A 23816-nucleotide genomic window follows, 5' to 3' on the forward strand; every position below is an offset into this window, starting at 1 on the left:
TGCGCGTGTCCTGAGGTGCCTCCCAGGGCCATGCGACGGTCGGCGGACACACCCTAGGCTCGTCGCCATGAGCACGGCGCTGCTGACGGACCGCTACGAACTGACCATGATCGACGCGTCGCTGGAGAGCGGCCGGCACGCGCGGCGAAGCGTGTTCGAGGTGTTCGCCCGGTCACTCCCGGGTGCCCGCCGGTTCGGCGTGGTGGCCGGGACCGGGCGGCTCCTGGAGCTGATCACCGAGTTCCGGTTCCGGGAGCCGGAGCTCGAGTGGCTGAGGACGAACTCGGTCGTCGACACCGCAACGCTCGACTGGCTCGCCGACTACCGGTTCCGCGGCAACATCTGGGGCTACCAGGAGGGCGAGCTCTACTTCCCCGGCTCTCCCATCCTCGTCGTCGAAGGCACCTTCGCCGAGGGCGTCATCCTCGAGACTCTGATCCTCAGCGTGCTGAACTACGACTCCGCGGTCGCGAGCGCCGCGGCTCGCATGGTCTCCGCCGCATCCGGCAGGCCGGTCGCGGAGATGGGGTCACGGCGGACGGCGGAGCGCTCCGCAGTGGCGGCCGCCCGCGCCGCATACATCGCCGGCTTCGGCGCGACCAGCAACCTCGAGGCCGGCCGCAGCTGGGGCATCCCCACCATGGGCACCGCGGCGCACTCCTTCACCCTCCTGCACGACAGCGAGGAGGAGGCGTTCCGCGCCCAGATCACGGCGTTCGGTCCCGGCACCACCCTGCTGGTGGACACCTACGACGTGCCGAAGGCCGTGGAGACCGCCGTGCGGCTCGCCGGACCGGAGCTCGGCGGGGTGCGGATCGACTCCGGCGACCTGCCGGAGGTGGTGGCGGCCGTCCGGGCGCAGCTCGACAGGCTGGGTGCGCCGAACGCGAAGATCACGGTGACGAGCGACCTGAACGAGTACACGATCGCCGCGCTCCGCGCCGCGCCGGTCGACTCCTACGGGGTCGGCACGTCCGTCGTCACCGGATCCGGCTTTCCGGCCTCCGGCATGGTGTACAAGCTGGTCGCGCACCTGGACGACGACGGCGCGTGGATCCCCGTCGCGAAGAAGTCGAGCTCGAAGAACTCGGTGGCGGGCCGCAAGTTCCCGATCCGGTCGATGCACCGCGGGACGGCGGTCGCCGAGACCATCCACGTCGGCGCCGAGCCGGAGTTCGGGATCGACGGCCGCCCGCTGCTGGTGCCGCTCGTCGTCGAAGGAGAGCCCGACCAGCGCTTCCTCGGCCCGGAAGGCACCGAGCTCGCCAGGGCTCATCGGGCGTCGGTCATCCAGGAGCTGCCGGTGTCGGCGTTCGGCCTGGGCGAGGGCGACCCCGCCATCCCGACGCACTACGTGTAGCCCCCCATCATCGAGATGCCGCGACTTGCGGCGAATCGATGCCTTCAGTGCCTCGCAGCAGCGACTTGCCGCAATTCACGAGGCCGCAGACCTCGCTCGACCATGCGGCGGTGCAGTCGGGCGAGGAAGCGGTTCGGTCGCGCGAACACGTCGTCGCCCGTTGCTCGCAACCCGGTCCATCCCGCGTCCACGAATGCCTCCATTCGGTCGATGTCCGATCGGAACTTCGCTCGCGAGAGGCGGTGGCCATCGCCTTCGTATTCGACGAGGACGCGGGAGTCCGGCCAGCTGAGGTCGGGGCGGAATACGGGGCGGCCCGCGGAATCAGCGACGAGTACGTTGATGTGCGGTTCAGGCAGGCCTGCGGCCACGATCTGCAGGCGCAGCAGGGTTTCCGGCCGCGACATCGCCCCACGACGAAGCAGCGGGAGCGCGGCGCGCGCTGTCCGGCCGCCTCGGCCATCGCCCCACGTTCGAACGGCAGCTTCGAGGGCGGCACGGGTCGATCCCCCGTCGGTCAGCATGGCATCTCCGAGTGCCACGAGGTCCGGCACGTCCAGAGCAGAGGCCATCGTCAGCCAGGTGACTGCGTCGGTCGTGATCGGGAGGGCGACCAGCGCATCTTCCCGATTGATGAGGACCTCGCGGATCGCCCAAAGGTCTGAGCGCAGCACGTGGCCACGAACGCCGCGCCCTTCGGGGGCCCGGCCGGTTGCGCTGCACGCCACATGAATCGGGGACGGACCGAAACGGAGGGGCAGTGGGAGTCCCCGCAGGAGGGCCGCGGTCGTGTGACTGAAGGCAGCATCGCGACGCATCCGGGGAAGGTAGGCACGCGCGAGGGACTCGACGGTCACCTCTGTGCCGGCGCGGTCGCGAACACCGTGAAACGGGGCGGTGAGATCACGCGCGCGGAGCCGGCTGTCCGTCACGCCGGCGTCGAGGGCTTCCCGGTATGCGAATGGTCCGTCACGCAAGCATTCCGGGAGGGGCCGCGGTCGCACCATTCAGCAACCATCGCCCGAGCGCGGCTCTGCCGAACAAGGCGGCGCGGATCGGTGAGTCACCCGACTGGATCCGGAGCTGTGGGGGCAAGGTGTGGTTACGAAATGCGGCACTTCGCAGCATCACGCGCGTCGAACCGGCGGCTTGCCGCAAGTCGCGCCCAGGCCGGCTACTCCTTGAGCTTCTCGTAGATCTCTTTGCAGGTCGGGCAGACCGGGAACTTCTCCGGATCGCGGCCGGGGGTCCACAGCTTGCCGCACAGGGCCCGAACCGGCTTGCCGGTCAGCGCCGACTCGAGGATCTTGTCTTTGGGCACGTAGTGCGAGAACCGCTCGTGGTCACCCTCTTCGAGCTGCTCCTGGTTGAGCAGCTGCTCCAGCTCGCGGTCGAGGGTGTCCGTGCCGCCGCCCGTCGGTTCGGTGTCGCTCATACAGCCGAGTCTAGTTTCGGGAGCTGAAGGCGAGCAGTTCCGGAGCGCGTGCGGTGAAGATGCGACCGCCACCCGCGATGCCGAACACGAGCACCGAGACACCGATCGCGAGCCCGACCCAGAAGGTCGCCCAGTTCAGCGCGGCGTCCTCGAGGAACGACAGCACGCCGAGCAGCAGGGCCGGCGCGGCGAGCAGCAGGATGGCGACGAAGGAGAACGACTGCACGAGCGCCGATGCCGTGCCCGACTGCGGCTGCTGGAACGGGCTGTCGCCCGGCCGCACCACCGCATACGGGAACGCGGCCGACGTGATGCTCGACAGCCCCACCCCGGCGAACAGGATGCAGAGCGAGACGCCGATCAGGGTCGGCGCGACGTCCCAGTCGCCGTGCAGGAACGCGCACGCGAGCGAGCCGAGCACGAGGATCGGCACGCCGACGATCAGCACCGGAACCGCCCTCCCCCACCGGTCGGCGCGCCCGCTCGTGTGGGTGGCGAGGTGCAGCCAGATCGCGGTGTGGTCCAACGCGACGTCGTTGTGCAGCGACCAGCCGAGGAACAGCGCCATCACCGGCATCGGCAGCAGCCACAGCCAGCTGAGCGGAACCCCGGCGATGAGCAGGGGCACGAACATCGCAATCGGGATGATCGGCACGACCGCGAGCGACACCATGTACCGTGAGTCGCGGCCCCAGTAGGTGAGGGTGCGAGCGGCGATCGCGCCGGCCGGGCGGGCAGGGAACCAACGGAACCAGCCGAGGCCGATGTACTCCTTCGGGTCGGACTGGCGGTGCCGTGTGACCACCATCGCCGCGACGAGCCGCTGCCACGCGAGCCACAGCAGGCCGGCGAACCCGAGCGCGATGAGCATCCGGAGCAGCGCTCCGCCGATGTCGCCGTTCGCCGCGGCGGCGGGAGCCGCCCACGCGGCGCCCAGCGGGGTTATGCCGAGCAGGTCGGCGAGTCCGGTCAGCACCTCGAGCCCGTCATCGGCCCAGTCGACGTTCGCTGCCAGCACGAACGCCGGTGAAGCCAGCACGATCCCGACGAGGCCGATCAGCCCGGTGGCGTCCCTGGCGCGGCGGCTGGAGAGCAGGAGCGCTCCGAGCGAGGTCGTCACCCTGGCGCCGAGCACGCAGGTGACGACGATCGCCGCCACGGAGATCACCGCGAGCAGGAAGGACAGCACGTCGCGCGTCCAGGTGATCACCTGGGCGAGCGCGATCAGGATCACCACGACGGAGGGCACGCTGATCAACGCCGCGAGCGAGAGCCCGAGCGTCAGCCGCGGGGAGTCGATCCCGAACAGCGAGAACTTCCGCGGATCCATGGCGTCATCGACGCCGAAGATCAGCGGCACGAGCAGGAAGCCGAGCGTGATCGCGGATCCGAGCACGATGACGACGGGACCCGCCACGTCCGCCGGTGCGACGCGCAGCGCGAAGAGTCCGGCCAGCACGAAGCCGGCGAGGACGAGACCGTAGATCGCAGCGCTGAAGATGCCGATCAGCTGCCAGGGACTGCGCCGGAAGGCGTTCAAGAACAGCCGGAGACGCAGGGTGACGAACGGCTTGACGTCGTTCAGGACTGCGTTCATCTCGCTGCGGTCATTTCTTCTTCGGCGCTGATCAGCCGTTCCCTCCCCGGGGCGGCGTCTTCCCACCCTAGGAGACATTCGCCAGGGCGCGCGTCGCGTGGGCGGGACGTCCGCCGATCAGCCGAGCGAGCCGACAGCGGGCCATGTCGTCACAAGGGTCGCGTCGCACCGAGGACTCCTCAACCTCAGCGGGTTGTGCTCGGTTCGCCGTGCCCGCTACCCTGGCGGTCCGGTCCTTGCTGACTTACCCGCTGCAACCCGAAGGGACCGGGCGCTCTGCTTACCCGGCAGGTCTTCGCCACCCGATCGAAGACCGTCGAGCGCGATGCAGCCATAGCGAAAGCTGCGGTTCCCGACGATGCGCAACCCGCTCAAATCCCTGAGGCTGCTTCCTGCCGCCGTGGCGGCCGTGATGACCGCCACGCTGCTGACCGGTGTCCCACCGGCTCCGGCGGGCGCTGCGGCACCGGTGCTGGCAGCGGACTCGTTCTCCCGCACCGTCACCGGGGGCCTCGGCACCGCTGAGACAGGTGGCACATGGTCGACCAGCGCGGCATCCGCCTACGCGGTGAACGGCTCCACCGCGCGAGTGACGACGGCGCGCTCGACGAACCGCCTGGCGCACCTGTCGGACGTGTCATCCACCGAGACTGAGCTGCGCACCGCCGTCGCGTTCGCGCGCCCCACCAGCAGCTCCGTCTACGTCGGTGTCGTCGGCCGACGGATCGGCACCGCGACCTATGGCGCACGCGTCGTCGTCGGCGCGACCGGCGCGCCGCTGCTGCAGCTGCAGCGGAACACCGGCGTCATCCTCGGCTCCGCCCGCCTCAGCGGATTGAACTTCTCCTCCGGAGATCAGCTCCAGTTCCGGCTCCAGGTGGTCGGCACCAACCCGACGAGCCTTCGAGTGAAGGTGTGGGAGACCGGCACGACGGAGCCGGCGGAGTGGCAGGCAACGGCCACCGACTCGACGACCACACTGCAACAGCCCGGCACGGTCGGCCTCTACAGCTACCTCGGCGGCGCCGCGAACCCGTCGTCGATCGTGGTCAGCTACGACGACTTCTCGGCGGTCTCCACGGCGGCTCCCCCGCCGCCGCCTCCGCCTCCGGCGAACCAGTTCCCCACCGCCTCGTTCACGATGACGCAGGAGAACCGCACCGTTTCGCTCCGAGGGAGCGCTTCCGACCCGGACGGGGAGATCACGGAGTATCGCTGGAATCTCGGGGACGGCACCACCGCCTCAGGGCAGAACGTGACGCACACCTACGCGGCGCCGGGCCGCTACCTGATCTCCTTGACCGTGCACGACGACGCGGATGGGAGCGGCGGGTGGAGCCGGGAGGTCCGGATCGTGGACGAGAGCCCGGACCCGTCCGCGGTCGGCGCGCTGCTCGCCGCCGATTCGTTCGAGCGGACCGCGAGCGGCGGGCTCGGAACCGCGGAGACCGGCGGCAGCTGGACGGCCAACAATTCCTCCGGTCTCTCGGTGAGCGGAGGCGAGGCGCGCATCAGCCTGGCGCCCTACAGCCGCCGGACGGCGACGCTCAACGGTGTGCGCTGGGCCGACACCGAGGTGCGGGCCGCGGCGTCATTCGTGCGGCCGACCAGCGGTTCCGTCTACGTCGGGGTGATCGGCAGAAGCCGTGGCGGCACGCCCGCGTACGGTGCGCGTGTCGTGGTCGGCGCGAGCGGGGCGCCCCTGCTTCAGCTGCATCGGGATGTCGATACGGTGCTCCGCTCGTTCCGGTTGACGAGTGTGAGCTTCGCATCGGGCGACGAGCTTCAGTTCAAGGTCCGGGTCACCGGTCTGTCCCCGTCAACCGTCCAGGCCAAGGTATGGGAGTCGGGAACGGCCGAGCCCGCGGACTGGCAGGTCACCGCCTCAGACGCCGTCGTGATTCAGGACCCGGGAGGAGTTGGCCTCTCCACATACCTCTCCGGAAGCGCGACTCCCTCGACGCAGGTGGTCAGATTCGACGACTTCTCCGCCCGCTCCACGTCGGACATCCCGCCGCCCCCTCCCGGCGTGACAGGCGGCGGCACGCTGACACTCAACACGATCCTGCTCTCCGGACAGAGCGCCCTCTTCTCAACGGGCGACGAGCTGACGTATCCGACCAGGCCCACGCTGACGAGCGGCATCGAGGTTCGAGCGGCCCCGACCGCGACGACGGGGGCCTACTCCGTCCGCATCAGTCCGGCCTACGACGCGCCGCTCACCGAAGGTCATTACCGCCGGGTCAGCTCGAACCGAACCGACCTCCAGCCCGCCGTGCAGATCTCCGTCGGCACCCAGAGCTACAGCTTCCTCGGCGACCTCGACATCCTGGACATCCAAGCCGATGCCTGGGGAAACATCACGGCGTTCGACATCGTCTTCGGCGCTTCCGACACGACTCCCGCCACCCAAATCTGGGGCCAGTTCCGCCTCGGCCAGCCGGACAACCCCACGTACGCGTTGGCGGCGCGGCAGATCAGCTGGCCGCATACGCCGGCCGGCGTGCAGGAGCCGACGTATGCCACTCAATGGGTCCGGAACATCTCGGCGAGGAACATCGCGATCGGTCAGGCGTCGGTCAGCGCCGGAACGGCCGGCGACTACTCCATTGCCGCTGATGCGTGCAGCGGACGCACGCTCGCGCCCGGTGCGACATGCACATTGCGGGTCGGATATCAGCCAGACGGAGCGGGTGCCCGGAACGCGACGCTGACCGTGCCCATCGACGGGACCGTCGAGAGGGTGGCACTCAACGCGATCACCCGATCCGGTGCGTCCAGCATCACGATCCAGAGCGACGACCTCCACCACCCGCAGTCGCTCCGGCACGGCGACGACTCGAACTTCGTCTTTCCGAGCCTGGGCGCGTACCGCTACTTCCACGCCAACTCGTTCGATGGGGACCGCAGGATCTCGGTCGCCTTCGACGTGCCAGGCGACGGTGAGCCGAAGGTCGGCACGCATGCGATCGTCGAAAGACCGGTCACCGACCCCGCACGCCATGCGATATTGCTCAGCGTCGAGGGCCGGAGCTGCGCGGCGTTGCCGGGCAGCAGCTACACCGTCCGCGCCTACGAGCTGGGGATCGATGGCGCTCCCGTCTACGCCGACATCACCTTCACCGTGTACTGCCAGTTCGGCGCGGGCAAACCGAGCACCGGCCGCATCGAGTTCCGGGTGCGGGACGACGTTCAAGCGCCCGCGCAGGCGACCGGCGTCACGGTGACCGGATCCGGCACATCACGCACGGTCTCCTGGACACCGTCCACCGCGGCCGACCTCGCTCACTCCGTCGTGCGGCTCGTGCCGGGAAACGCGCCGGTGAACTCAGCGACCGCCGGCTATGCCGTCTACACGGGCACCGGGCGGTCAGCTCCCCTGCCGCCGATGCGGCCGGGGAAGAAGTATCAACTGCAGGTCTACTCGGTCGACGAGACCGGCAACGTCGGCGAGCCGAGGACTCTGGAGATCACCGGCTGAGGCAGTGGGCCGGGTGGTGCCCACCCGGCCCACTCACTCACCGGCCTGAGGCGTGAGCCAGCAGAGGCAGAAGGGATGCCCGGACGGGTCGGCGTAGACCTGGAATCCGTCCGGCGTGCTGAAGTCCTCCGCGGGCTTCAGCAGCCGAGCACCCACCGACAGCGCGTGCTCGTGCGCCTCGTGGATGTCGTCGACGTACAGGTCGAGGTGGACCTGCTGCGGCTCACCGTCGGGCCAGTCGGGCTGAACGTGGTTCGGCGCGAGCTGGAAGCCGAGCCGCGGCTCGCCGTCAACGGAGACGGTGTGCCAGTCATCGTCCTTCTCGATCGTGCCGCCCATGAGATCGGCCCAGAACTTGCTCTCGCTGTCGAGGTCGGCCGTGTCGAACACGACGACCTGTCGTTTGATCTTCATCGCGTCATGGTTCCATGCGGCCGCGTCCCGCTGGAACACGATCGCAGGAAACCTCCAGCACCGGAGGACAGCAGAACTCGAACGGCGCTCAGTCGCTGAAGCTGTGCAGCCACTCCATGCCCTCGGCCGCGCGGCGACCGCCCGCGAGCTCCACGAAGCGCTCCTCGAGGGAGCCTTCGCCGCGAACCTGGTCGACCGAACCGGTGGCAAGGATCTGGCCGTTCACCACGATGGCGACGTCGTCGCAGATGCGCTGGATCAGGTCCATGCTGTGGCTGGAGAGCACCACGGTGCCGCCCGCCGCGACGTAGCGCTGCAGGATCTCGGTGACGTTCGCCGCAGACACCGGGTCCACCGACTCGAAGGGCTCGTCGAGCACCAAGAGGCGCGGTGAGTGGATCATCGCCGCGGCGAGCGCGATCTTCTTCGTCATGCCGGCCGAGTAGTCGGTGACCAGGCGATCGAGTGCGTGGGTGAGACCGAACGCCTCCGCGAGGTCAAGCGTGCGCGATTGCACGGTGGGCGCGTCGAGCCCCCGCAGTACGCCCGCGTAGTACAGCAGCTGCGCGCCGGTCAGCCGGTCGAAGAGCCGCAGGCTGTCGGGCAGCACGCCCATGTTCCGCTTCGCGACGACGGGGTTCGACCACACGTCGGCTCCGTGCACGATGACGGATCCCGAGTCGGGCCGGAGAAGGCCCGTGACCATCGACAGCGTGGTCGTCTTTCCGGCACCGTTCGGACCGACGAGGCCGAAGAAGGATCCGGCGCGGACCTGCAGGCTGATCCCGGCGACGGCGGTGGTGGATCCGAATCGCTTGAACAGGTCGTTGAGCGCCAGCACGATCTCCACGCGCTGACGGGGGTGTTCGAGCGGCCGGACGGCACCCGGCTCGGGGCCTTTTCGCTTCTTCGTCCTCGGGGCGCGCGGCGGCGCCTTCCGGGTGGGCGCCTCCGCGGCCGCGGGCTGCGCACCGACCTCGGTCGCTTCGGCGGATGGGGCGGCGGCCGCTCGGACGTCCCGCTCGGGCACGGCCGTCGCCCCGTCGCCGCCCGCCTGGGAAGCCGGGTCGGCCGCCGTCGGCGGTTCTTCGACGATCGGGTCGCGTCGGGCGGCGGGTCCACGCGCGGCCGGTTTCTTGGGCTCCCGGACCGCGGACGGGGTCACATCCGACCGCGCCGACGCGGCGGGCCGTTTGGCCGGCCGAGGTCCAGCCGTGGATCCCGCTGTCGGGTGCGTCCCCCTGCCGGCTCGGGCCTTGCCGCTGGGCCGCTGTTCGGCGGCGAGCTGCGATTCGGCGCGCTCTGACCCGCCGTCCGGCGAGTCGGCCGGCATCGCGGGCTCGGGCGAGGACTGCGCGGGGCCGGCGCCGCCTCCGTGCACGGGCGGCACGGGCTTGCGCCGCGCCGAGGACGGCCGACGCGGGACCTGCTCCTCGCGTCCGCCCGGAAGCGCCGTGGGACCGGTGGATGCTGCCGCCCTGGACTCCGTACCGGGAGCCGCGCGGGCGGCGTCCGTGGCTTCGGGGTCCGGGTTCACGCCTCTACGCTATCAACGGCTTGCGGCGATGCCCGGAACACACCTCGGAAGCATTACGAAACCGCAACGTAGAGCACAACCCCCTGGGACGTATCGGAAACGTCCATTACCATATTAAGAAGCACGCCGGAGTGCCCACGAATTGAACTCGAGTTGAACACCCCGTCCGCGGTGCCTCGAGACGCCAACCCAGCCGATGCTGGAGTACGAACGAGGAGATGGACGTGAGCACGCAAATCGTGATCCTGGCTGCCGGAATGGGCAGCAGGCTCGGCCGTTCGCTGCCGAAGCCGCTGACCGAGCTGAGCGACGGTCGCACGATCATGCGGCAGCAGTTCGACAACGTCCGCGCAGCGTTCGGTGACAGTGCCAAGGTGACCATCGTCGTCGGCTACAAGCTGGAGCACATCATCGAGGCCTTCCCGGAGGCGTCGTATGTCTACAACGAGCAGTACGACCAGACCAACACCTCGAAGAGCCTCCTTCGCGCCTTGCAGGCGTCGTCGGCCGGCGGGGTGCTGTGGATGAACGGCGACGTCGTGTTCGACCCGATGGCGCTGGTGCGCGCCTCGAAGCTCGTCGCCCGGGACCAGTCCTTCGTCTCCGTCAACACCGCGAAGGTGTCCGACGAGGAGGTCAAGTACACGACCGGTCCGGAGGGCTACATCCAGGAGCTGTCGAAGACCGTCGAGAACGGTCTCGGCGAGGCGGTCGGCATCAACTACGTCGCCCGTCGCGACAAGGCTGCGCTGGTGCGTCAGCTGCAGCGCGTCGACGACCAGGACTACTTCGAGCGCGGCATCGAGCTCGCGATCGAGCAGAACGGCCTCCGGTTCGAGCCGGTCGACATCTCCGACCTGTACGCCGTGGAGGTCGACTTCGCCGAGGACCTGGAGCGGGCGAACCTCTTCGTCTGACGCTGCCGGCACGCCGTTCGGCCGCTTCGGCCATCGCCGGGCCGATGCTTCGGCGCGCCCAGCGAGCGTTCAGCGACCCTGAAGGAATCCCAGGTCGGCGGTGCAAGACTGAGCGGATGAGCGACCAGCGCATCTCCCCCGACGACCCCCGCTTCTACCGTCTCATCGACGGAGCGCTCGGCGTGCAGCGACCGCTCGTGCTCGCCCATGTGCGGAAGATCCGCCGCCGGTACCCGTCTGCGAGTCCTGCCGAGGTCATCCGGATCCTGGAGAAGAACTACCTCACCGCGGTGACTACCGGCGGTGCAGCGGTCGGTGCGAGCTCTGCCATTCCGGCCGTCGGCATCACCGCGTCGCTCGGGCTGTCAGCGGTGGAGACGGCGGGATTCCTCGAGGTCAGCGGCCTGTTCGCCCAGGCGGTCACCGAGGTGCATGGCATCGCGGTCGAAGACCCCGATCGCGCCCGCGCGCTCGTGATGACGATGATCCTCGGATCGGGCGGCTCAGACCTCGTCCGCCAGCTGGCGGCGCAGGTGACGGGCGAGGCGCCCGCGAAGAACGCCAACTGGGGCGAGCTGATCACCAAGACGCTTCCGTCCACCGCGATGGGATCGATCGCTGACCGGATCAAGCAGACCTTCATTCGACGGTTCGCCCGCGCGCAAGGCGGTCGGGTGCTCGGCCGTGTCATCCCGTTCGGCGTCGGGGCCGTCATCGGGGGCGCAGCGAACAACGCGCTCGGGCGCAAGGTCATCGAGAACGCGCGCACCGCCTTCGGGCAGGCTCCGGACGTGTTCCCGCCGGGACTGGAGCCGGTGTACCGGGCGGACGAGACGGCGGGAGCGGCCAGCCCGCGGCGAGGCATGCTTCGACGCCGGAGCGGCGCCCGTGACGGAGCTCAGGCCGAGCTGAGCGGATTCGTCAAGCCGCGCCGGGGGCTCGTGCGGGGCAGGATCACCGGCCGGGATCGCCGCGACGAGACGGACCCGGCGCTGCACCAGACCGAGGGCTTCGTCGCCCCGTCGCTGGACGAGGAGACGGCCACGGCGACTCCGCCGTCGCAGTGATCACACGGCTGCAGCGCTGACCGTCGGGCGGGTCAGTCGCTGCCCGGCAGTCCGTCGTCGGCGTCGTCGACCTGCAGACTGCCGGTCGGCTTCGGGTCGCCCGCGTGGAGGGCCGCATGCCGGACCCACTCCGCAAGGAGGTGGCGCACGGCGGTGTGGAAGCGCTCCGTCGCCGAACCGCGGCTGGTGTCGCCGAAGTGATGGCGTGCCCAATGCTTCAGCCGCTCCTGCGACTCGTCGCTGGTCAGCACCCGCTCGAGGATCGGCACCGCGGCTCCGGCGTCGGGGCCGTCCAGCCATTCGGCGTCGCCGAGGTAGCCGCCCTCGTCGATCTCGGCGAGGGGCGAGTCCGGCCGCGTGACAACGACCGGCTTTCCTGTCGCGAGCCGGTCGTAGATCATCGCTGAGATGTCCGTCACCGCGATATCGGCGGCCGCGAGCTGCCAGCCGAGCTCCGGCCCGTCGTCGTAGATGTGCTGTGCCTTCGAGTCACGGGCGTTCGCCTCACGGATCATCGCGATGATCTGCTGGTTCGCGGCCTTGTACTCGCGATCCAGCACGCCGCTGCGCGGGTGCGGCCGGTAGATCACCCGATGGCGCCCGGTCGCCAGCAGCGCTTTCACGAGCGCGACGCCATGGGAGCGGACGGACCCGTATGCCGCCGCGGGGCGGTCGCCCTCCCACGTCGGGGCGTACAGCACCGTCACACGGTCGTCCGGCTGGTACGGCAGCGCGCCGGCGAAATGGTCGGCCTGCGGACGCCCGATCTGGATCGCCCGCTTGTCGAAGTCGTAGTCCCACAGCGCCCGGCGGAGCCGGTCGAGCGCCGCTTGACCCGCCACCAGGGCGTAGTCGTACGCCTTGAACTGGTTGGTGGTCATGTACATCTTGTCGCTCTCGCCGTGGTTGATGAACACGTGCCACATGCGGCCATAGCGGAACATCTGGAAGTTGCGGGAATTCTGGTTGACGTAGAAGACGATCCGCAGGTCCTGCTCCGCCACGAACTCCTCGAGGTCGACGACCTGCCGCAGATACAGCACCGGCACCGGGGACTCGTCCCACAGCGCGAGGGCCGATCCGGGCGAGCGGGAGATGACCGCGACCGGGGCGACCTTCGACAGCTCAGCCAGCGGAGCGAGCCACTGCCGCACCTGGTAGAGGTTCACCGGCCCGTCAGCGAAGTAGACGGCGACCTGGATGGTGCCCGGCGCCGGCCGCTCGATCCCCGGCTGACGGGCGGCGAGGGTTCGCCGGTCACGCCGGGACTCGAGGAGGTTCAGCACGAGTCGGGAGGCGGTACGGACGTCGTTGAAGAGCGGCACTTGGTTGATTAAATCAGCGGCGGCCGCCCGGAACGGGTCATCCGCCAGACCGTTACCCACTTGATGCTTCGCCGCCCGCCCGGCGAGGTGCGGATGCCCTCCCACCAGCCGCGGAACCACGGCTTCAGCGTTCCGGGGTTCCTCAGCCCCGCCCGCAGGAGCTGCACCCCCGTCCAGCTCAGCACATACAGGGGCGCCAGCACCCACGGCAGGTTGCGCTTCGCCAGCCACACCCGGTTGCGTGCGTTCAGCCGGTAGAAGAACGCGTGGCGGGTGGGCTCGTTGGCGGGGTGGTGCGCGACGAGGTTCCCGGCGTACCAGCTGCGAAGCCCCTGGTCCCACACCCGCCAGGCCAGCTCGATGCCTTCGTGGGCGTAGAAGTACGGCTCCCCCCAGCCGCCGACCGCGTCGAAGACGGGCCGCGGCAGCAGTGTCGCACCCTCCCAAACGGAGAACACGTTCGACGACTGCGTTGCGGACCCTTTCCGGATCCGCGGCACCCAGCGGCGAGGATTCGCCCGCCCGTCCGGATCGACGACCCGGGGCTGCATCAGCCCGATGCCGGGATCTCTCTGCAGGAGCGCGATGGCGTCACGCAGGAACGTCGGCGACGGCAGACGGGCGTCGTCATCCAGGAAGAAGACGTACTCCCCCGCCACCGCGTGCGCCCCGGCGTTCCGGCCCGCGGTGATCCCGAGGTTCTCTGGGAGGTGCACGCCGCGCGCCTCCGGTGGCAGCCCGATCGGTTTCCACCCGTTGCCGACCACCACCAGGTCGACCACCACATCGCGTTGCGCAAGCACGCTCTCCAGTCCCGCCGCGAGGTCATCCGGCCGGGTGCCCTGGGTCAGCGACACCACGCCGACGGTCGGCAGCGACCCGGCAGGCCCGGACGCGCCGCGTTCGGGTCGGGTGTCAGCCACGGACCCGCTTGGAGGCGAGGATCGCCACGAAGTGTCCCGCCAGGGCGAGGGCGGAGAGCGGCAGCAGCACGAGCAGCAGCACACGCTCCGCCACCAGCGGCTCGAGGAACAGGCCGACCACTGCCGCGGCCAGCACGAGCAGGGTGAGCTCGACGGAGTGGTACAGCCGGTGGAACGGCACGAACCGTGCCGCTCTGCGGAGCCGTGCGATCAGGCGCCGGCTGGGCTCCGCCTCTCCCCGCCGGTCGGCGAGCTTGGGAAGCCCGGCGTTGGCGCGCGCCACGTGCACCATGTCGTTGAGCGCCTTGTTCAGCACGATGATGAGCGCGAGTGAGAACCCGGCGGTGGTCCACGCGAAGTCGTCGGGCCACTCCAGCGGCCACCCGGCGGCCCGGAGGCCGAGCGCGATGGGGATCAACGCCTCGGTCGTGTAGTGGCCGACCTTGTCGAGGAACACGCCCGCCGGCGACGAGGTGCCGCGCCATCGCGCCACCTCGCCGTCGCAGCAATCGACGAGCATCTGCAGCTGGCCGAGCACCACGGCGAGCAGGGCACCGGCCATCCCGGGCACGAGGATCGCGGCGGCGGTGGACCAGCCGACCAGGATCATCAGCCCGGTGACGCCATTGGCACTGATGCTCGTGCGGACCAGCAGCCAGGTGAGATACGGCGAGATGTTCCGAAGGTAGAGCGACGCCGTCCAGTGCTCGGCGTTGGCCCGCAGCCGCACCTCGGGAGGCTGGGTGCGCCTGCGCAGCTCGTCGATGCTGACCGGGTGCTCGGTCATCAGCGTCCCGTCCGCGCGGTGATGTTGCGGGTGAGCTTCAGGAACCCCAGCAGGAAGCCGGTGCCCCAGCCGATGTGGATGGTCGGCAGCACGACGAGGTACCAGAGGAATGCGCGGAGCCCGTTGCGCGCCGTCTCGATCGCGGCGAACACGACGAATGCGGCGTACACGCCAGGGATGATCAGCGCCGCCGTCAGCAGGCCGTTGCCGGTCGCGAGTCCGACTGCTCCGGCGACGAGCCCGCCGATCACCCCGAGCACCGCGAGTGGCGGGATGAAGTAGCGGATCGAGTTCGAGGCGGTGAAGCGACGCGCCAGCTCACCGCGCCACATACCGGTCGCGACGAATTGTCGGGCGAGCCGCCGGAGGCTGGACCTCGGGCGGTATTCCACCTGCAGCTCCGGCGTGAACCAGACCGTGCCGCCGGTGGTGCGCAGCCGCCGGTTCAGCTCCCAGTCCTGGCCCCGCTTGATCTCCTCGTCGAAGAGGCCAACCGCGAACAGGCGGTCGCGCCGGAAGACGCCCAGGTAGACGGTCTCTGCGGGCCCTTCCGCCCCGCCGACGTGGTGCGGCGTGCCGCCCAGCCCGGTTCGTGAGCCGTAGGCGGTGGCGACCGCCTTCTCGAACGGGGTGACTCCGACGGCCTTCATGATGCCGCCGACGTTGTCCGCACCGGTGCGCAGGAGGGTGTCGACCGCGATCCGGGTGTAATCCGCCGGAAGCACCGAATGGGCGTCGACCCGGATGACGACCGGGTGGATGGATGCGCGGATGGCGGCGTTCAAGCCGCCCGGAGTCGATCCGAGCGGATTGGGGATGCTGCGGATGCGCGGATCCTGCGCCGACAGCCTGCCGACCACGTCGTTCGTCCCGTCGGCGCTTGGTCCGAGGGCCAGCACCACCTCGGTCGGTCCCTCGTAGTGCTGCGCTGTGAGGCTGAGCACCGCGTCCTCGATGTGCTCGACCTCGTTGAGCACGGGCATGACGTAGGAGACGCCGGGAAGGGGGTCTGCCATGTGGTCCAATTCGGGTTCGATCCGGGCCCGTGGTTGCATTGTCGGCCGCGGCCGAGCCTACCAGCAGGGGTCATCCGGGACAGCGGAGCGGCGCGGGGGCAGACCCCGCGCCGCTCCGGCCGGTATGGCGGCCCAGGGTCAGTCCAGCTCGCCCAGGGTCACCTTGACGAGCTGCGCGGCTCCTCCGCGCACGTAGGCGATCTCCGCATCGGAGCCACCCGCGAGGGCGCGGATCTGCGCGGTGAGGTCGGTGCTGGAGGTGATCGGCACGCCGTTCACACCGGTCACGACGTCGCCGACACGCAGGCCCGCCGCAGCGGCCGCACCGCCGTCGCTCACCTGCTGGATCACGGCGCCGACCACGTCGGCGTCCACGGTCGTGTCGCCGGTCGCGTCGGTGACGCTCGCGCCGAGCAGGCCGTGGCTCGCCTTGCCGTCTTCGATGAGCTCCTGCGCCACTCGCTGTGCGAGTTTCGAGGGGATGGCGAAGCCGAGGCCGATGTTGCCGCCCTCTTCCCCGCCGGTGCTGGCGATCGCGACATTGATGCCGATGACCTGACCGGATTCGTTGACGAGCGCGCCGCCGGAGTTGCCCTGGTTGATGGCGGCGTCGGTCTGGATGACCGCGAGCGACACCCGCTGGCTCGCGCTCGACGGCTCCTGTTCCTGGCCCGGGATGTCGAAGTTCCAGAAGTCGAACGGGGGCGGGGACTCCTCGGTGCCGTTCTCCGGCACGACCTCCTCGGGCACCTCGGACGACGACACCGTGATGCTGCGGTTGAGCGCGCTGACGATGCCGCTGCTGACGCTGTTCGCGAGCCCGAGCGGCGCGCCGACGACCACCGTGGTGTCGCCGACGTTGAGCTCGTCGGAGTCGGCCCACTCGGCGGGCTGCAGCCCGGCAGCACCGTCCACCTTGATGACGGCGATGTCGGCGATGGGGTCGCGTCCGACGACGCTGGCGTCGAGCAGGCGGCCGTCGTAAGTCTGCACCTGGATCTGCGGGTCGGCGACCGCGCCGCCGAGGGTCACGACATGGCTGTTGGTGACGATGTAGCCGTCTTCGCTGATGACGACGCCGGAGCCGCTGCCCGCGCCGATCTCGGCCGTGACGAACAGGGTGACCGTGGAGGGCGCGGCGGTCGCTGCCGCCGCGGTGATCACCGTCGCGTCAGCCGGCTTGTTCACCGTCACGGTGGTCGGGCTCGAGGAGGTGGTCTCGGTGGTCCCGGCGTTGTTCAGCGTCAGGGAGGCGATGCCGGCGCCCGACGCGCCGCCCGCGAGCGCACCGACGACGAGTGCGCCGACGACGAGCGGAACCGTCTTGGCGCCCCGCTTGCGCTCCGGCTCTGCGGGCGCGCCGGTCCGTGCGTACTCGGTGGTCGGCTGCGCGTCTGCGCTCGGGGGGTAGGCGGCCGTCGGCTGCGGCCCGGTGGCATACCCCGGGGCGCCATACGCGTTCGGGGCGGCGGCGTTCGGCACGGCCGCATCGGTCGCCGCGTACGCGGGTGCCTCGTGCTGCGGCCGGGTGAACGGGGACTGCTGCGCTGGCGGTTGCACGCCGTACTGCGGCGCAACCGGTGGCTGAGTCGTGGCGGAGGCGGCCGGAGCTTCCGGAGTGGACGGGGTGGAGGCAGCATCAGGATGCTGCGGGCGCGACGCGAAGTCGGAGTTGTCGGTCATTCTGTTCCCTTCGGACCGCGTCACTATCAAGTGCCAAGCTGTGCATTCTATAAGTCGCCACTTGGAGCGCCTTAAGACCGGCCGAACGGCGGAGCCCGAGGGCTCCGCGTCGCACTGCTGGTCACCACATCAGGTCCCTCCAACAGGTGCTGCGCGTCGACCGACCCGAAGTAGCGCTTTCCGGACCCGAACACCACGGGTACGACGTCCATGCGCATCCCGTCGATCAGGCCCGCGGTAATCGCGGCCGAGTGCGGTCAGCAGCCTGGACCGGAGGCGGCTTCACACCCGCGTTCGACGAGCAGAGTGTCCGCGGTTCCGATGCGCACGCTGAGCGGCGGCGCGTCGGCCACCACGGTGCCGTCGACGGTGCGCCATGGCAGCGGCCCGAAGCGGTACTCGGCACCGAACTCGACGGTGAGCCCCACGGCATAGGTGCCGGTCGATGAATATCGGTGACTGGTGGGGGTCGGCTCGAACTCGTCAGCGCTTCCCCACGGTCCACCCGCAGTCGACGTGACGGCGCGCGTGCCATCGCCGTACGACCAGTGCCAGGCGACCGGGGTGAAGCGCACCGTCGCGGGAATGCCGAGCAGCTCGCCCTCGAGCTCCTGCACCCCCGTCTCGGCGTAGAAGTTCGTCTCGAGCCCGACGATGCCCCATCCCGCGGGCTCCCCGACGGAGACGCCCGCAGTTGGCACGAAGCTCGCGAGATCGGTGAGCGTGACCTCCGGCGCACCTTCGACCGTCCAGTCCCAGCGCAGTGGCGGCTCCACTGGCTCCGCGGGCTCCAGAGGTGGGCCGACCGCCTCGCCGTTGGCCCCCGGACCCGGAGTCGGGAGCAGGTCCACTACCGGGGGCCGTGACCTCGCCGACGAGGTCCACCTCGCGACCGTCCGTCCCCGCGTCAACGGAAGCGCAGCCGCCGGTTGCCGCAGATAGTGCACTACATTCGCTCTGCGCCGCGGCCTGATTCACGGCGGGCAATACTGCCAGTGCAAGCATTATTCGCAGAAGTTCGAGGACCACTGCTCGCTCCTTTGCAATACGAGTTCCTGCGACCCCTCGTCTGCGGAAACGAATATGACGCTGAGCGGCTGCCTCGCCTCCCGGGCGGGCGTTATGTCTCTGCCGCTCTCGTCGACGACACGGACGTCCGACACGTCGAGGCAGACGTAGACCGTGACCTGCGCAACCTTGGAGAGGCTTTCGTACTGCTGTAGCGAGAACGTGTTGAATCTTGAGGAGCCACGAGTCTGACGACCGGATTCGGCGAATGCCTCGAACTCCGCTACCGCCCGTACTAGCTCATCACGCGTCACGAGCGATCCGAGGCGCTCAGGGTCTCGGCCGCCATCTCGAGCGATCGCGTCAGACATTTCGAGGTATTCCCGGTACGCATCCTCCGCCGCGGCGAGCGCCTCCTCTTCGGACGCGAAAACGGGGATCGCCGTGGGCGATGGTGTCGAGGCGGGTGCCTCCTGCTCCGGTTCACCGCTGCATCCCGTGAGAGCGGCAAGGGTCGCGGCGACCAACAGCCCGACGACCAACCGCATGCGATCAACTTACGGCTGTCGCGCCCTCGACGTCACGGCTCTCCACAGCCGTGACCGGCCGCTGCTGCTCTCGCGGGACCACGGTGAAGCGGCGCAGCTGCAGTGCGGGGTTCTGGTGTCGCACCTCAGCGATCCGCGCGTGGTCGACGGCGGCGACGAGGATGCCGGGGTCGTCACCCAGCGTCGCCATCACCACCCCGGCCGGGTCGATCACCATGCTGGTGCCGACGCCGTTCGGGGTGGCCTGGTCGGCGGCGGCGATGTACACCGTGTTCTCGATCGCCCGTGCTGCGAGCAGCGTGCGCCAATGCTCCACCTTCAGCGGTCCGGGCACCCATTCGCTCGGCACGAGGACGAGCTCGGCGCCGGCGTCGACGAGACGTCGCGTGACCTCCGGGAATCGCAGGTCGTAGCAGGTCTGCATGGCCACCCGGATGCCGCCGACCTCGAAGGTCTGGGGCGGCTCGATCGGCCCGTGGGCGGCGAAGTCGCTCTCTCTGGCGCCGAAGGCGTCGTAGAGGTGCAGCTTGCGATAGGTGGCGACGAGGGCACCGCTCGGGTCCAGCGCCACGAGCGTGTTCGAGAAGCGAGCGCCGCCGTCCACCGCCTCGATCACGCCGGCGACGAGGAAGACCCTGAGTTCCGCGGCGAGGTGCGCCATCCTGGTGACGAAGGGCCCGTCGAGCGGCTCCGCCGCCTGCAGCCAGGAGGGCTCCAGCTTGGGGGTGAAGTAGTGGGAGTACTCGGGGAACACCACCAGCTGCGCACCGTCGCTCTGTGCCGCGACGGCCGCTTGCCTGATGTCTTCGAAGTTGGCACCCACATCTGCGCCTGGCCGCGACTGCACCACCGCGACGGGCACGGATGTCGGCGGAGCGGTCATCATGCGAACAGCTTATTTCCCCGGTGAAATCCCTGCCCGTGGGGGTTACCGTCGGATCGTGGACATTCTTCGGAACATCCTGATGATCCTGCACTTCGTCGGACTCGCGTCGCTGCTCGGCGGGGTGCTGGTGCAGCTGCGCAGCATCCGCACCGGCGACGCACGCATCCTGCCGGCGATCCTGCACGGGGGCTACCTGCAACTGCTGACCGGGGTGGCGCTGGTCGCGGTGATCCAGGGCGCGGATCTGGGCGAGGTGAACAGCATCACCATCGGCGTGAAGCTGCTGGTGCTCCTGCTGCTGACGGGGCTTGCGATCTTCTACCGGCGTCGGACGACCCGCACACCGCAGTGGGTCGTCCCGACGATCGGCGGGCTGGCCCTGCTGAACATCGTGGTGGCCGTGCTCTGGTGACCGGCCCGCCGAGTCAGCCGGTCAGGCGAACGGGTCGGGCGTCATCGTGTACTTGGGCGACAGGTACTCGTGGATGCCCTCGAAGCCGCCCTCACGCCCGATGCCCGACATCTTGATCCCACCGAAGGGCGCCGATGCGTTGGAGATGACCCCGACGTTCAGGCCCATCATCCCGGTCTCCAGCCGCTCCATCAGCCGCTGACCCCTGGCCAGATCCCGGGTGTAGACGTAGCCGACCAGCCCGTACTCGGTCGAGTTGGCCAGCCTGATCGCCTCGTCCTCGCTGCTGAACCTGGTGATGCTCAGCACCGGGCCGAAGATCTCCTCCTCGAGGATCTTGCTGCCGGGGCGCACGTCCGTCACCACAGTGGGCTGGTAGTACGTGCCGGGACCATCGATCGCCGAGCCGCCGGTCAGCACCCGCGCCCCGCGCTCGACGGCATCCGTGACAAGCTCCACCGCCTTCTCGACCGCGTCCTCGTCGATCAGCGGGCCGATCTTCACGCCGTCCTCGGTGCCACGGCCGACCGGCATCGCCGCGGTGCGCTCGGTCACCCTCCGCTCGAACTCGTCGGCCACCGACTCGTGCACCAGGAACCGGTTTGCCGCCGTGCAGGCCTGGCCGATGTTGCGGAACTTCGCCGCCATCGCGCCCTCGACCGCCTTGTCGAGGTCGGCGTCCTCGAAGATGAGGAAGGGCGCATTCCCGCCGAGCTCCATCGAGGTGCGGAGCATTCCGTCGGCGGCCTGCTTCATCAGGGACTGACCGACCGCGGTGGATCCGGTGAAGCTCAGCTTCCGCAGGCGGGAGTCGCCGAGCAGCGGCTTCGTCACGGCCGACGATCGGGTCGTGGTGAGCACGTTGACCACACCGGCGGGAAGCCCCACCTCCTCCAGCACCTTCACGAACAGCAGCGTCGAGAGCGGTGTCAGGCTCGCGGGCTTCACGACGACCGTGCAGCCCGCGGCGAGCGCCGGCGCGATCTTGCGGGTCGCCATCGCGAGGGGGAAGTTCCAGGGGGTGATGAGATACGACGGGCCGACCGGCATCTGGGAGACGATGGTGCGGCCGGTGCCCTCGGGGTTGACCCCGTAGCGACCGACGATGCGGACCGCCTCCTCGCTGAACCAGCGCAGGAACTCCGCTGCGTACGCCACCTCGCCGCGCGATTCCGCGAGCGGTTTGCCCATCTCCATCGTCATGAGGAGCGCGAACTCCTCCGCGCGCGCCGTGACGGTGTCGAACGCCCGCCGCAGCAGCTCGCCACGCTGCCGTGGTGGCGTGCGGCCCCAGTCCGCCTGTGCCGCGACGGCGGCGTCCAGCGCGGCGACGGCGTCGTCCGGCCCCGCATCGGCGATCGACTTCAGCTCGTCGCCGCTGGACGGGTCGTACACCGCGAAGGTCCCGCCCTCCCCGGCGGCGGTCCACCGACCGCCGAGGAACAGCCCGTCCGGCACCTGCTCGAGCAGGTCCCGCTCAACTGCGCTGCGTTCTGTCATGTTCCGCTCCCGGGATGCTGATCGCCTTGATCGCTCCCAGTATCGCTGGTCTGGACCGGATCGTGAGCCGCAGGCCACCCGGACGTCGGCAGAGTGCCACCTCCGACCTTCCTGGGTAACCAGGCCTGCCCTGGAGCGGAGTCCGTCCACAAGCGCAGGATGGGGCTTCGGGAGGCCTCATGAAAGCCATGGTGTACCGCGGGCCGTACAAGATCCGCGTGGAAGAGAAAGACATCCCTCCGATCGAGCATCCGAACGATGCCATCGTGCGGGTCACCCGGGCGGCGATCTGCGGCTCGGATCTGCACCTCTACCACGGGATGATGCCGGACACACGGGTCGGTATGACGTTCGGCCACGAGTTCATCGGGGTGGTGCACGAGGTGGGCTCCTCGGTGCAGAGCCTGAAGGTCGGCGACAAGGTGATGGTGCCGTTCAACGTCTACTGCGGCTCCTGCTACTTCTGCGCCCGCGGCCTGTACTCCAACTGCCACAACGTGAACCCGAATGCCACGGCAGTCGGCGGCATCTACGGCTACTCCCACACCTCCGGCGGGTATGACGGCGGGCAGGCTGAGTTCGTGCGGGTGCCCTTCGCGGACGTCGGGCCGAGCATCATTCCGGACTGGATGGACGACGAGGACGCGCTGATGTGCACCGACGCGCTCGCGACCGGCTACTTCGGGGCGCAGCTCGCCGACATCGTCGAGGGCGACACGGTGATGGTCTTCGGCGCAGGGCCGGTGGGCCTGTTCGCCGCGAAGTCCGCGTGGCTCATGGGCGCCGGGCGGGTCATCGTCATCGACCATCTGGAGTACCGGCTGGAGAAGGTGCGCACGTTCGCGCATGCCGAGACCTACAACTTCGCGGAGTACGACGACATCATCGTGCACGCGAAGCGGATCACCGACGGGCTCGGCGCCGACTCGGTGATCGACGCGGTCGGCGCCGAGGCCGACGGCAGCTTCCTCCAGCAGGTGACCGGCACGAAGCTCAAGCTGCAGGGCGGCTCGCCCGTCGCGCTGAACTGGGCGATCGACTCCGTGCGGAAGGGCGGCACCGTGTCGGTCATGGGTGCGTACGGGCCGCTGTTCAGCGCGGTGAAGTTCGGCGACGCGATGAACAAGGGCCTCACGCTGCGGATGAATCAGGCACCGGTGAAGCGGCAGTGGCCGCGGCTGTTCGAGCACATCAGGAACGGCTATCTCAAGCCTAACGACATCGTCACGCACCGCATCCCCTTGGAGGACATCGCCGAGGGGTACCACATGTTCTCCGCCAAGCTGGACGGCTGCATCAAGCCGATCCTCATCCCGAGCGCGGCCTGAGGAAGGACGAGCAATGCCATACACCGCAGACAAGCCGAAGCTCGCGAAGTCCAGGGAAGAGCTGCGCGCAACGATTCCGGGCTGGGGCGCCGACCTGGACCCGAAGGACCGGCCGGCGTTCCCGCGCGAGCAGTCTCTCGACAGCGGCGCCCACTGGGACTTCCCGGAACGCCAGCCGGAGAAGTGGCCTCGTGAGCGCTCGATCGAGCACACGATGCTGACGCCGGTGTTCGGCACCTCCAGCCCGCCCAGAGGCGTCTCGGGGGCGATCCGCAAGTACGCGTACCGTCAGTTCAGCGAGGGCCGCGCAGCCCACTGGCTGCTGCTGATCCTCGCCGATCGGGTGGATGCGGTGGAGCATCACGCGCAGTCGCTCCTGACCCTCCGCCCGGACAACCCGATCACACAGACCGGTGTCCTGGCCGAGCCGAAGCGCCACCCGATTTCATCGCGGTTCTCGGGCAAGCGGGCAGACACCAAGCACCAGTGGCTGGATCCGATCGTGGTCGCCGGACCGTGGGTCGTCGTGGGCACCACGGTGATCCTGCTGGCGCGGAACCTGCTGGGGGCGTCGAAGAAGTAGCGCGGCGGA

At 69.4% G+C, this 23816-nt stretch carries 21 protein-coding genes; 7 read left to right on the forward strand and 14 right to left on the reverse strand.

All coding sequences use genetic code 11. The features are described from left to right. Positions 1–10 precede the first annotated feature (10 nt). Positions 11–1360, forward strand: a complete 1350-nt coding sequence (locus tag ACFFGH_RS12680) for a nicotinate phosphoribosyltransferase (protein WP_386668958.1) — start codon at positions 11–13, stop codon at positions 1358–1360. 44 nt (positions 1361–1404) lie between these two features. On the opposite strand, the gene ACFFGH_RS12685 is transcribed toward ACFFGH_RS12680, so the two are convergent. The 3 genes from ACFFGH_RS12685 to ACFFGH_RS12695 form a co-directional block, all read right to left on the reverse strand. After that, the gene (locus ACFFGH_RS12685) at positions 1405–2034 is read right to left on the reverse strand and encodes a putative endonuclease domain-containing protein (protein ID WP_386668769.1); all 630 of its coding nucleotides are present in this window, start codon (positions 2032–2034) and stop codon (positions 1405–1407) included. A gap of 500 nt (positions 2035–2534) precedes the next feature. After that, positions 2535–2795 carry a DUF3039 domain-containing protein gene (locus ACFFGH_RS12690; RefSeq protein ID WP_386668771.1) on the reverse strand — a complete coding sequence of 87 codons (261 nt, stop codon included), beginning with the start codon at positions 2793–2795 and terminating at the stop codon, positions 2535–2537. A 10-nt stretch (positions 2796–2805) separates the two neighbouring features. Next, positions 2806–4392, reverse strand: coding sequence for a hypothetical protein (locus ACFFGH_RS12695; protein ID WP_386668773.1), 1587 nt, complete (start codon positions 4390–4392; stop codon positions 2806–2808). A 358-nt stretch (positions 4393–4750) separates the two neighbouring features. On the opposite strand from ACFFGH_RS12695, the gene ACFFGH_RS12700 reads away from it, so the two are divergent. Continuing rightward, positions 4751–7873, forward strand: coding sequence for a PKD domain-containing protein (locus ACFFGH_RS12700; protein ID WP_386668775.1), 3123 nt, complete (start codon positions 4751–4753; stop codon positions 7871–7873). Between the two features lie 33 nt (positions 7874–7906). Here ACFFGH_RS12700 and ACFFGH_RS12705 read toward each other — a convergent pair whose 3' ends face one another. Together ACFFGH_RS12705 and ACFFGH_RS12710 are read right to left on the reverse strand one after the other, a co-directional pair. Next, positions 7907–8287: a VOC family protein gene (locus ACFFGH_RS12705; RefSeq protein WP_386668777.1), complete on the reverse strand. Its 381-nt coding sequence runs from the start codon at positions 8285–8287 to the stop codon at positions 7907–7909. An 88-nt stretch (positions 8288–8375) separates the two neighbouring features. Continuing rightward, a complete protein-coding gene (locus ACFFGH_RS12710) occupies positions 8376–9452 on the reverse strand; it encodes an ABC transporter ATP-binding protein (RefSeq protein WP_386668779.1) in 1077 nt (358 codons plus the stop codon). 596 nt (positions 9453–10048) lie between these two features. Here ACFFGH_RS12710 and ACFFGH_RS12715 point away from each other — a divergent pair. Next, positions 10049–10741 (forward strand): phosphocholine cytidylyltransferase family protein, encoded by a 693-nt coding sequence (locus tag ACFFGH_RS12715; protein WP_386668781.1) that lies wholly within the window; start codon positions 10049–10051, stop codon positions 10739–10741. A 116-nt stretch (positions 10742–10857) separates the two neighbouring features. Continuing rightward, positions 10858–11808 carry a hypothetical protein gene (locus tag ACFFGH_RS12720; RefSeq protein WP_386668783.1) on the forward strand — a complete coding sequence of 317 codons (951 nt, stop codon included), beginning with the start codon at positions 10858–10860 and terminating at the stop codon, positions 11806–11808. A gap of 32 nt (positions 11809–11840) precedes the next feature. Here the strand turns inward: ACFFGH_RS12720 and ACFFGH_RS12725 are convergent, their stop codons facing one another. From ACFFGH_RS12725 to ACFFGH_RS12760, 8 genes are all read right to left on the reverse strand, one after another. Further along, complete coding sequence (locus tag ACFFGH_RS12725; protein ID WP_386668785.1) at positions 11841–13133, reverse strand: CDP-glycerol glycerophosphotransferase family protein; 1293 nt, start codon at positions 13131–13133, stop codon at positions 11841–11843. Positions 13134–13141: 8 nt separating this feature from the next. After that, the gene (locus ACFFGH_RS12730) at positions 13142–14056 is read right to left on the reverse strand and encodes a glycosyltransferase family 2 protein (RefSeq protein WP_386668787.1); all 915 of its coding nucleotides are present in this window, start codon (positions 14054–14056) and stop codon (positions 13142–13144) included. After that, a complete protein-coding gene (locus ACFFGH_RS12735) occupies positions 14049–14843 on the reverse strand; it encodes a CDP-alcohol phosphatidyltransferase family protein (RefSeq protein ID WP_386668789.1) in 795 nt (264 codons plus the stop codon). Before ACFFGH_RS12735 ends, ACFFGH_RS12730 begins: the two co-directional genes overlap by 8 nt. Continuing rightward, positions 14843–15859 carry a glycosyltransferase family 2 protein gene (locus ACFFGH_RS12740; RefSeq protein ID WP_386668791.1) on the reverse strand — a complete coding sequence of 339 codons (1017 nt, stop codon included), beginning with the start codon at positions 15857–15859 and terminating at the stop codon, positions 14843–14845. The genes ACFFGH_RS12735 and ACFFGH_RS12740 overlap by 1 nt, the downstream gene beginning before the upstream one ends. Before the next feature lie 138 nt (positions 15860–15997). Then, the gene (locus ACFFGH_RS12745) at positions 15998–17542 is read right to left on the reverse strand and encodes a S1C family serine protease (protein ID WP_386668793.1); all 1545 of its coding nucleotides are present in this window, start codon (positions 17540–17542) and stop codon (positions 15998–16000) included. Positions 17543–17799: 257 nt separating this feature from the next. Continuing rightward, the gene (locus ACFFGH_RS12750; protein ID WP_386668795.1) at positions 17800–18393 is read right to left on the reverse strand and encodes a PKD domain-containing protein; all 594 of its coding nucleotides are present in this window, start codon (positions 18391–18393) and stop codon (positions 17800–17802) included. 153 nt (positions 18394–18546) lie between these two features. Next, positions 18547–19098 (reverse strand): hypothetical protein, encoded by a 552-nt coding sequence (locus tag ACFFGH_RS12755; protein WP_386668797.1) that lies wholly within the window; start codon positions 19096–19098, stop codon positions 18547–18549. A 4-nt stretch (positions 19099–19102) separates the two neighbouring features. Continuing rightward, the gene (locus ACFFGH_RS12760; RefSeq protein ID WP_386668799.1) at positions 19103–19984 is read right to left on the reverse strand and encodes a carbon-nitrogen hydrolase family protein; all 882 of its coding nucleotides are present in this window, start codon (positions 19982–19984) and stop codon (positions 19103–19105) included. A gap of 55 nt (positions 19985–20039) precedes the next feature. On the opposite strand from ACFFGH_RS12760, the gene ACFFGH_RS12765 reads away from it, so the two are divergent. Then, positions 20040–20396: a hypothetical protein gene (locus tag ACFFGH_RS12765; RefSeq protein ID WP_386668801.1), complete on the forward strand. Its 357-nt coding sequence runs from the start codon at positions 20040–20042 to the stop codon at positions 20394–20396. A gap of 21 nt (positions 20397–20417) precedes the next feature. Here the strand turns inward: ACFFGH_RS12765 and ACFFGH_RS12770 are convergent, their stop codons facing one another. After that, positions 20418–21896, reverse strand: a complete 1479-nt coding sequence (locus ACFFGH_RS12770) for an NAD-dependent succinate-semialdehyde dehydrogenase (RefSeq protein ID WP_386668803.1) — start codon at positions 21894–21896, stop codon at positions 20418–20420. A gap of 179 nt (positions 21897–22075) precedes the next feature. Between ACFFGH_RS12770 and ACFFGH_RS12775 the strand changes: the two genes are divergently transcribed. After that, a complete protein-coding gene (locus tag ACFFGH_RS12775) occupies positions 22076–23224 on the forward strand; it encodes a zinc-dependent alcohol dehydrogenase (protein WP_386668805.1) in 1149 nt (382 codons plus the stop codon). 13 nt (positions 23225–23237) lie between these two features. After that, positions 23238–23807 (forward strand): hypothetical protein, encoded by a 570-nt coding sequence (locus ACFFGH_RS12780; RefSeq protein WP_386668807.1) that lies wholly within the window; start codon positions 23238–23240, stop codon positions 23805–23807. The last annotated feature ends 9 nt before the right edge of the window (positions 23808–23816 follow it).

This window comes from Lysobacter korlensis (genome assembly GCF_042434515.1).